8 protein-coding genes are annotated in these 9671 nt (G+C 63.6%); 3 read left to right on the top strand and 5 right to left on the bottom strand.

Going from position 1 to position 9671, the window contains the following annotated elements; all coding sequences use genetic code 11:
- Window positions 1–320: 320 nt before the first annotated feature.
- The 5 genes from HV796_RS30800 to HV796_RS30780 form a co-directional block, all read right to left on the bottom strand.
- Complete coding sequence (locus HV796_RS30800; RefSeq protein ID WP_175231388.1) at window positions 321–713, bottom strand: carboxymuconolactone decarboxylase family protein; 393 nt, start codon at window positions 711–713, stop codon at window positions 321–323.
- A gap of 168 nt (window positions 714–881) precedes the next feature.
- Window positions 882–2312 carry an aldehyde dehydrogenase family protein gene (locus tag HV796_RS30795; protein ID WP_175231386.1) on the bottom strand — a complete coding sequence of 477 codons (1431 nt, stop codon included), beginning with the start codon at window positions 2310–2312 and terminating at the stop codon, window positions 882–884.
- 113 nt (window positions 2313–2425) lie between these two features.
- On the bottom strand, window positions 2426–2752 hold the full coding sequence (locus tag HV796_RS30790; protein ID WP_175231383.1) for an NIPSNAP family protein: 327 nt from the start codon (window positions 2750–2752) through the stop codon (window positions 2426–2428).
- 88 nt (window positions 2753–2840) lie between these two features.
- Window positions 2841–4217 carry an MmgE/PrpD family protein gene (locus tag HV796_RS30785; RefSeq protein ID WP_175231380.1) on the bottom strand — a complete coding sequence of 459 codons (1377 nt, stop codon included), beginning with the start codon at window positions 4215–4217 and terminating at the stop codon, window positions 2841–2843.
- Between the two features lie 32 nt (window positions 4218–4249).
- The gene (locus HV796_RS30780) at window positions 4250–5677 is read right to left on the bottom strand and encodes an MFS transporter (RefSeq protein WP_175231376.1); all 1428 of its coding nucleotides are present in this window, start codon (window positions 5675–5677) and stop codon (window positions 4250–4252) included.
- A 283-nt stretch (window positions 5678–5960) separates the two neighbouring features.
- Between HV796_RS30780 and HV796_RS30775 the strand changes: the two genes are divergently transcribed.
- The 3 genes from HV796_RS30775 to tcuB all read left to right on the top strand — a co-directional run bounded on the left by HV796_RS30775 (window position 5961) and on the right by tcuB (window position 9651).
- Window positions 5961–6881, top strand: a complete 921-nt coding sequence (locus tag HV796_RS30775) for a LysR family transcriptional regulator (protein WP_175231371.1) — start codon at window positions 5961–5963, stop codon at window positions 6879–6881.
- 120 nt (window positions 6882–7001) lie between these two features.
- Window positions 7002–8438, top strand: coding sequence for an FAD-dependent tricarballylate dehydrogenase TcuA (tcuA, locus tag HV796_RS30770; protein ID WP_175231368.1), 1437 nt, complete (start codon window positions 7002–7004; stop codon window positions 8436–8438).
- Window positions 8425–9651 carry a tricarballylate utilization 4Fe-4S protein TcuB gene (tcuB, locus tag HV796_RS30765; protein ID WP_246356127.1) on the top strand — a complete coding sequence of 409 codons (1227 nt, stop codon included), beginning with the start codon at window positions 8425–8427 and terminating at the stop codon, window positions 9649–9651. The genes tcuA and tcuB overlap by 14 nt, the downstream gene beginning before the upstream one ends.
- The last annotated feature ends 20 nt before the right edge of the window (window positions 9652–9671 follow it).

Here is a 9671-nt window from a genome sequence, read left to right as displayed (position 1 = left end):
TTGCCTCGTCCAACGGCTTCTTTGCCATGGCGCGTATCTCCATTCAATCCGTTAGAGATATAACGCGCCAGCATCGAATCGGTTGTCATGTTTTATGGGAAACTCAATAATGGCGCTCTTTCTCTTTGCGTCGATCGACCGTTCTTCGGCGGTCTGTGAGAGGTGCTCTGCTGTAAGCGCTTTCATCCGTGTCTCCGGTATCGTTATTTCGGCACCGCCACGCAATGTGGCGGCGCGCGGCGCGGCAAGTACGGCGTTACACACATGCGCAAAAAAATCTTCCGGCGGGGCGCCGTCATTGTTGTGTCGTCACCGCTCGCCTACGACTTCGGTTCCGCTTCATACGCCTTGATCGCGTCGGTCGCGACGCGAAACGCCGCAAGCGCGAGCGGCACGCCGCAGTAAATCGCGGCCTGCATCAGCACCGAGCGGATCTCGTCCTTGGTCACACCATTCTTCAACGCCCCTTTCACGTGCACCGCCAGCTCGTGGTGCTGGCTCATCGCGGTCAGCATCGCGATGTTCAGCATGCTGCGCGTCTTGAACGGCAGCGTCGGGTCGCCCCAGATTTCGCCCCAGCAATACTCGGTGACGAGCTTCTGCATCGGCCGGTTGAAATCGTCCGCGTTCGCCCATGATTTTTCAACATGCCCCGCGCCGAGTACTTCCTTGCGGTTCGCGAAGCCCTTTTCAAATCCGTCGTTGTTTCCCATCTGCATTACCCTCGGTTGTTTGCGATGCCACTTCGGCATCGTCGATATCTGCACTGATTATCTTACCGTCCGATTGTCATACAAACCAATAAGGCAAAAATTTTTTGCGGGGTATGCGCCTCTCCGTGCGCTTCGGTCCGCGGTTCTGCGCGCTGCCGGCGTCTCGCCTCACGCTTCGCCGTAGCCCACCATCGCCTTGACCTCCAGATACTCGCGCAGGCCCGCCTCGCCCCATTCGCGCCCGTTGCCCGAGCGCTTGTAGCCGCCGAACGGCGCGTTGAAATCGGGCGTCGGATAGTTCAGGTGCACACCGCCCGCGCGTAACGTGCGGGCCACGGTACGCGCGCGCTCGAGACTCCCGGACTGCACATAGGCGGCCAGCCCGTAGACGGTATCGTTCGCGATCTGGATCGCCTCTTCATCGCTGTCGTAGGGAATCATCGACAGCACCGGGCCGAAAATTTCTTCGCGCGAGATTGCCATATCGGGTTTCACGTCGGCGAACACGGTCGGTTTCACGAACCAGCCCTTCGACAGGCCTTCCGGCAAGCCAATGCCGCCTGTCACGAGCCGCGCGCCTTCATCTATGCCCGATTGAATCAGCGATTGCACGCGCACAAACTGGTTGCGGTTCACGACCGGGCCCAGCTGTGTCGTCACCTTGTCGGTCGCGCCGACCCTGAACGCCTGCGCCGCCCGGCCCGCGATCTGCGCGGCTTCATCCATCAAACGCCGCGGCACCAGCATGCGCGTGGGGCTCGAACACGATTGACCCGAATTCGCAAAGCACGCGTTCACACCACGCGTCACCGCATCGTTCAGGTTCACGTCATCGAGCAGGATATTGGCGGACTTGCCGCCGAGTTCCTGTGCCACGCGCTTCACGGTATCGGCCGCCAGCTTCGCGACCTGGATACCCGCTCGCGTCGACCCGGTGAACGAGACCATATCGATGTCCGGATGCGCGGCGATCGCCGCGCCGACACCCGGCCCGTCGCCATTCACCAGATTGAACACGCCCGGCGGCACGCCTGCTTCGTCGAGCACTTCGGCAAATAGCAGCGCGCTGAGCGCCGAATATTCGCTCGGCTTGAGCACCATCGTGCAACCGGCCGCGAGCGCAGGAGCGATCTTCACGACGATCTGGTTGATCGGCCAGTTCCATGGCGTGATCAGCCCGCACACGCCAATCGCCTCATGCCGCAGACGCGTCGCGCCGCGCTGCGTTTCAAATGCGAAGTGATCGAGCACATCGATCAGCGCATTCAGATGTGACGGCCCGCGCGCCGCCTGATTGTTGCGCGCGAAAGCAATCGGCGCGCCCATTTCGGCACGCATCGCTTCGGCGAATTCGTCGACGCGGCGTTCGTAGATCTGCACGATGCGCTTTAATAGCGCGACGCGATCGGCAACCGTGCTCGCCGAATACGACGGGAACGCACGGCGCGCCGCTGCGACTGCGCGATCGACGTCCGCCGCATTGCCGAGTGCCAGCTGATCGAAGCGCGACTCGGTTGCCGGATCGATCAGATCGAACCAGACCGGCGCGAGTGGCGCGACCCATTTTCCATCGATGTAAAACTGTCCAACGCGAGACATTCCAGGCTCCAGGTTAAGAAGTCACCGGCTACGGTCGCTCGAAAGCCTGCGAGGCCATCGGCGTGCCAGCCAGCCGGGGCGCCACCGGCTAGCAGGCAGCGCTTCGTGCGGTTCTACCGAAGCGCCGAAAAAGCGGTCGGCGTCAGAAAGTGGTTCTCGATGCGCTCGACGATCGGCTTTTCCGCTTCGGTCGCCGCGCGCTTCGTGATCCACTCCTGATCCGACTGGAACGCATTCCATTTGGTTTCGCGCTCAGCGAGGCTTTCCCACTTGATCATGTACGTAAGCGCGTGATTGCTCGGGCCGACCAGCGTGGTCCAGAAGCCAATCTGCTTGATCCCGTACTTCTCGAAAAAGCCCAGCGTGATATTGACGAAACGGTCCTGCAACGCCGGCAAGCGTCCCGGCGCGCAGTGATAAATGCGCATCTCAACGATCATTAAAAGTTCTCCATATTGATGTTCAACAAAAATGCGAAGCTGAAGCGATGGTGGCGAAGCCACGCGTGTTCATGAGTCGCGCTTTTTTCTAACCGGTCTCGACACGCGCGATGTGCATCGGCATCGCGGCGTCGCCGGCAGTATCGAGTGTCCACAATGTATCGAGCAAGCGTTGCGTGGCAATATGCGGTGCGCCGTATGCGGCGAGCTCTTTCAACTTGCTGTCGAGCTCCGCATCCGAAAGCGGCACCGCAAGGCTGCCGCGCGCGGCGCTCACTGTGCGCGACACGCTCTCGCCCGAACGCAGCAGCACCGTGACGCGCGCCGCTTCGACCGGAAAGCGGCTGTCGTCGACAAAGGCAACGCGGCCCGCGAATGCGCGCAACGCCGGGTCCGCGGCGCTGCTGTCGCTGAACTCGGCGAGACCCGCGCGGCCCGTCGCGAGCACGACGGCGACGCTATGCTGCGCGCTCACCTGTGCCTCGCGGCCGCTGCGAATGTCGAGCCGATCGGTTCGCTCGCGCAGCAGCGGATGGCCGACCAGTTCGACCCGTTCGATATCGGCCAGCGACCAGTGCCTGTCGCGTGCCAGATCGAGGCACGCTTCGATCACCGGGTTCAGCACGACACCGCATGGGTACGGCTTGTAGGTATTCGCCTGCAATGCCCAGACACTGCCGAGCCCGGCGGTAAGCGCATTGAAATCCGGTTTGTCGGCGGTGACGCGCAGAAAGCCGCGCTCGCCTTCAATGGGTCGCGCAGGGCCGCTCAGGCCATCCGCGGCGAGCCACGCGGACAGCATGCCGTGTTTCGCCGCATTGCCGACACTCACGCTCTTCGCCATCGTGCCGAGCGTTTCGACGAGTCCTCCCGCCTGCGCGGATGCGTGGCCGAACGCAGCGGCAATCTGGCTGTTATCCAGCTTGATGATTTTCGCCGCGGCTGCCGCCGCACCGAATACGCCGCAGGTCGACGTAATGTGCCAGCCGCGCTGATAGTGCGAAGGCGAGACCGCGTTGCCGATCCGACATTCAATTTCAACGCCCACCACGAACGCGAGCAGCAGCGCCTCGCCGGTCATGCTTTTGCTTTCGCTGAATGCGAACAGCGGCGCAGCGACTGGTGCGGTCGGATGAATGATGGTCGGCAGATGAGTGTCGTCGAAATCGTGCACGTTCGCGGTCATCGCATTGAGCGCGGCCGCGTTCAGCATGTCGGTGCGCTCCGCGCGCCCGATCAGGCTCGCTTCGTAGCCGGCGCGCAAACGCCGGTACACCTGCACCGCTTTGCCGATCGACGGGTCCGCGCAACCGGCGAACCCCACCGCGAAGTAATTGACAAGCGCGCGCTTCGCCTCATGCCGCACCGCTTCGGGGATATCGCTCCAGCGCGTGCGCTCGACGAATTGCGCGAGTTGCCGCGTCGCAGTGACAGGTTCGTCAGCGGAGGTCGTGCGGGGTTGCATCGGCTATCGCTCCTTGCTTGGGTCGTGATGGATCACCGGCTGACCGCGGCCGCGGCCCGTTCGCCCGCGTCGCCGCGCGTCGCATCGCCGGTTTCGGCGGCAATCGCCTCGAGCGAGCGGTGCTTGGTCTCCGCGCCGAGCACGCCGACAATCAACGCCTGCAACAACAGCGTCGCGACAATCAACGCGATCACACCCGAAATGCCGAAGCCGGCGAACGCCGCCGCAACCGCATAGGGCACGACGATGCTGACCGCGCGGCCGATCGTGTTAGCAAGGCCCGAGCCGCGCAGACGCAATTCAGTCGGAAAGAGCTCAGGCACATAGCTCGCGACGCTAAACGACGACAGCACATAAATGCACGCAGTGATCGCAAAGCCGAGCAGCGTAATCATCGCCGCCGATTGCGCGAACGGGTACGCCACACCGAACGCAACGCAAACCAGCGAAAAAGCGACGATGCCCCATTTACGACCGACCCGTTCGGCAAGTGCAAACGCGATCAGCGAGCCAACCGGGCCGCCCGCGAACATCAGCGCGGTGAGGCCGAGCGAGTTCGACATGCTGTGCCCCTGTTTGACGAGAAAAGTCGGAATCCAGCTAACGAATGCGTAGTTCACGATAAAAAGCGCGACCAGCACGGTGATGGCGGTGATCGTGCGGGTCAACAGGCGCCGCGAGAACAGTTCGCTCATGCGTGCTGCGGCCGGTGCGACGGTCTGGGCCGCGTCGCGGGTCGCCTGCCGTGCTGCACTCCGCGCCGCTTCTCGCGCCACGGCCGGATCGACGCCGCACGCGGTCTCGATGCGGGCGACGATTTGCTCCGCTTCGTCGGTGCGCCCGCGCGCCGCGAGCCAGCGCGGCGATTCGAGCATCGACTTGCGCAGGATCCAGACGACGAGCGCGCCGCACCCGGCGATCACGAACATCCAGCGCCAGCCGTAATGCGGCACGATCAACCAGCCAAGGAAAGTCGACAGGAACAGCGAAGTATTGATGATCAGATTCAGGATCGTGCCGAAACGGCCGCGCCACGCAGCCGGAATGAACTCGCTCAGCGTCGCGTAGCCAACCACGATTTCCGCGCCCATGCCGAGCCCCATCACCAGCCGGAAGAAAATCAGCCAGTAGATGGACGGCGCGAGTGCGGCGGCAATCGACGCGAAACCATAGATGCCGAGATTGATCTGATAGGAAAAGCGCCGGCCAAAGCGGTCGCCGAGCACGCCGGACAGCCATGCTCCGACCATCATGCCGATAAAGGTGACGGATACGAAGGTCGCGTTCAGCTTCAGCGTCGATTCGCCGCTATGAATCAGTGCGGCGAGCACGGTGCCAGCAATATAGATATCGAACGAATCGAAGTACATGCCGGCTGCGATCAGGCCGAGCAGACGCCAATGGAATCCGGACAGTGGAAGCCCGTCCAGACGTAGGCCGATCGTGGATGAATCGCGCATGCTGAGTGTCTCCGCTCTGCTATGGACGGGCCGCTCGTTCACGGCTTTCGTTGCGGCCACTGCATGGCATGCGCGGCAACCGCGTTTTCCGGATCATTCCCGCTCACGAGATCGATGATCCGTTTTCGAGATTATTATATTCCTGTCATACAATCCGTCAAGAAGATCATCCGCGAACAGTCTCACCCTCATTGGCTGAGCTCATTTGCTGAGATCCCCCGCATTTGCGTTTTCCGACCCCACTCCGGACAATGCCGCTCACGGCACCGAGCGGGGAACCCGAATGGAATTGCGTCAGTTGCGATATTTCGTCAGCGTGGTCGAACACGGCAGCATGGGCAAAGCAGCGCTCGAGCTGGGCGTCGTCACGTCCGCGTTAAGTCAGCAGATCAGCCGCCTCGAAAGCGAGCTCGCGACACGGCTGTTGCAGCGTACGTCCAGCGGTGTGGTGCCGACCGATGCGGGGCTCGCGTTCTGGCGCCAGGCGCAGCTCGCGCTGCGCCACGTCGACGATGCCGCGCACGCCGCGCGGCAGGCGCGTCTGTCGGGCCATGTCACCGTCGGCCTCGCCACCAGCACGAGCGGCGTGCTGGGGCTTGCGTTCATGCGTGCGATGCGCGAACGCTACCCCGACGTGCGGCTGCGGATCGTCGAGACATTGTCAGGCTACCTCGCGTCGATGCTCGGCGCGCGGCAGATCGACCTTGCAATTCTCTTTCACGAAGAACCCGCGCAGCGCTGGAGCGTGATGCCGCTGCTCGACGAACGTTTATTCGTGATCGGCGCGCCCGACCTGCCCGGCATGCCAACAACAAAACGCGTGCGACTTGCGAAGCTCGGCACGCTGCCGCTGATTCTGCCGAGCGGCCCGCACGGCCTGCGCACGACGCTCGCCACATCGTTCAAACGTGCGAAATACGAGCCGCGCATCGTCGCCGAGGTGGACGGCCTTGCGATGCTGATGGATGCGGTGCGCGGCGGCCTCGGCGCGACGATCCAGCCCGGCGCGGCGTTGGCGCGGGCCGAGAACGCGGCGCTCGCCAGCGTGCAGATTTCGGACGCTGATGCGGTGCGGCCGAACCTGCTCGTCAGCGTGTCGGACGACGAACTGTCGCCCGCGGGACTCGCCGCGCGCGTGGTGCTCGCCGATACGGCGCGCGAGCTGGTGAGCCAGGGACGCTGGCTCGGCGCCCGCCTGCGCTAGCGATGTTTGGCCGGTGTTCAACGAAGGTCTTCACGAAAACTGAAGACCCGTTGCGCGCCGGCTGGTTGCGGCAACGCGTCGCGCCGACTACATTTCGACCATACTAGGAGACTCCCCACCATGGTCGATGTACTCGTGATCGGGGGCGGCAATGCTGCGTTGTGCGCCGCGCTGATGGCGCGCGAAGCCGGCGCGTCAGTGCTGCTTCTCGAATCCGCCCCCCGCGAATGGCGCGGCGGCAACTCCCAGCACACGCGCAATCTGCGCTGCATGCATGACGCACCGCAAGACGTGCTGGTCGATGCGTACCCGGAAGAAGAATACTGGCAGGACCTGCTCAAGGTCACCGGCGGCATCACGAACGAACCTCTCGCACGCCTGACGATTCGCGCGTCGTCAACGTGCAGGCCGTGGATGCAGAAACACGGCGTGCGTTTTCAGCCGCCGCTGTCAGGCGCGCTGCATGTCGCGCGCACCAACGCATTCTTCATGGGCGGCGGCAAGGCGCTCGTCAACGCGTACTACCGCAGCGCCGAAGCGCTCGGCGTACAGGTGCGCTACGAAACCCCCGTCGATTCGATCGAACTCGATAACGGCCGCTTCGTCGCCGCGAAAAGCGGCAACCAGCGCTTTGAGGCGCGCGCGTGTGTGCTCGCCGCTGGCGGCTTCGAATCGAACCGCGAGTGGCTGCGCGAAGCGTGGGGGCAAAACGAGCGCGGCGAATGGCCGGCCGATAACTTCCTGATTCGCGGCACGCGCTTTAACAAGGGCGTGCTGCTCAAGTTCATGATCGATGCGGGCGCCGATCCGATCGGCGATCCGTCGCAATCGCACTGCGTCGCGATCGACGCGCGTGCGCCGCTGTACGACGGCGGCATCTGCACGCGGATCGACTGCGTATCGCTCGGCGTGGTGGTGAACCGCGACGCCGAACGCTTCTACGACGAGGGCGAGGACTTCTGGCCGAAGCGCTATGCGATCTGGGGCCGTCTTGTCGCCCAGCAGGCCGGGCAGATCGGCTACTCGATCATCGACTCGAAAGCGATCGGCCGCTTTATGCCACCGGTATTTCCCGGCACCCGGGCCGACACGCTGCCGGACCTTGCGCGCCAGCTCGGATTGCCGGTCGACGCGTTCATGCGCACTGTCAATGCGTATAACGCGGCGTGCCGGCCGGGCACGTTCGATCATACGAAGCTCGACGATTGCCGCACCGAAGGTCTCGCGCCACCGAAGACACACTGGGCGCTGCCGCTCGACAAACCGCCGTTCTATGGTTATGCGCTGCGTCCGGGTATCACGTTCACGTACCTCGGGTTGAAGGTGAACGACCGCGCGCAGGTGCATTTCGGCGGCGAGCCAAGCGACAACCTGTTTGTGGCCGGTGAAATGATGGCTGGCAACGTGCTCGGCAAGGGCTATACCGCGGGCGTCGGCATGTCGATCGGCACCGCATTCGGCCGCATCGCGGGGACGCAGGCGGCGCGCGCCGCGATGGCGAATACATCGGCGCATGCCGCAAGCGAATCAACTGGAGCTCACCGTGCAGAAGCTTGAAGCACTTGCGCGCGACGCGCAGCAACTGGCGTCGGGACTTGATGCGGCCAACGGTGGGTCCACCGGCGGACACAGGCATCGCACCATCCGCGTGCTCCCGCTAACGGAGAACGAAACCGAAGTCGCACGGCAAATGCAGATCTGCAATGCGTGCCGCTATTGCGAAGGCTTTTGCGCCGTCTTTCCCGCGATGACGCGTCGTCTCGAGTTCGGCAAGGCCGACGTGAACTACCTCGCTAACCTGTGCCATAACTGCGGCGCGTGCTACCACGCGTGCCAGTACGCCCCGCCGCATGAGTTCGCGGTCAACGTGCCGCAGGCCATGGCGAAGGTGCGCATGGAGACGTACAGCGAATATGCGGTGCCGTCGTTCATGGGCGCGCTGTACAAACGTAATGGCCTGACGCTGTCGCTCGCGCTCGCGTTCGGCCTCGCGCTCTTCCTCGTGCTTGGCGTCGCGATGAAGGCGCCGCTCTTCGGTACGCCGCTCGCGGGCAACTTCTACGCGATCTTCCCGCACAACCTGCTCGCGCTGCTGTTCGGCGTGGTCTTCGTACTCGCCATCATGTCGCTCGGCACCGGCGTCACGCGCTTCTGGAAGGACGTGTCGGCAGGCACCGCCGTAGGTGCGGCCGGGGGGGCGGCCGTTGCGGAAGCAACCCGAAACGCGCTCACGCTGAAGTATCTCGACGGCGGTCACGGCGACGGCTGCAACGAGGCCGACGACCGTTTCACACTCGCACGACGGCGCTTTCATCACTTCACGTTCTACGGCTTCATGCTGTGTTTCGCGTCGACTGTGGTGGCCACGCTTTATCACTATGCCCTCGACCAGCACGCGCCGTATCCATTCGTGAGCGTACCCGTGCTGCTGGGCACGCTAGGCGGCATCGGGCTGCTGATCGGCCCCGCCGGGCTGTTGTGGCTGAATCTCAAACGCGATCCCGCACGCGGCGACGCGGCACAGAAGCCGATGGACCGCGGCTTTATCGCGCTGCTGCTGCTCACCAGTGCAACCGGTCTCGCGCTGCTCGCATGGCGCGACACCGCGGCGCTCGCGTGGCTGCTCGCCGTGCACCTCGGCGTCGTGCTCGCGCTGTTCGCGACACTGCCTTACGGAAAATTCGCACACGGCATCTATCGCAGCGCCGCGCTACTGAAGTCGTCGATCGAGAAAAGACAAGCGAATAGTTTGAAGCTCGGTTCGGAATGAGTTAGCGTACGGGGCGCGCT

The sequence above is a fragment of the Paraburkholderia humisilvae genome (genome assembly GCF_902859855.1).
In the GTDB taxonomy this organism is placed as follows: Bacteria; Pseudomonadota; Gammaproteobacteria; order Burkholderiales; family Burkholderiaceae; genus Paraburkholderia; species Paraburkholderia humisilvae.
Note: the sequence above shows the minus strand (reverse complement) of the source record. Positions and strands in the feature narration are given on the sequence as shown.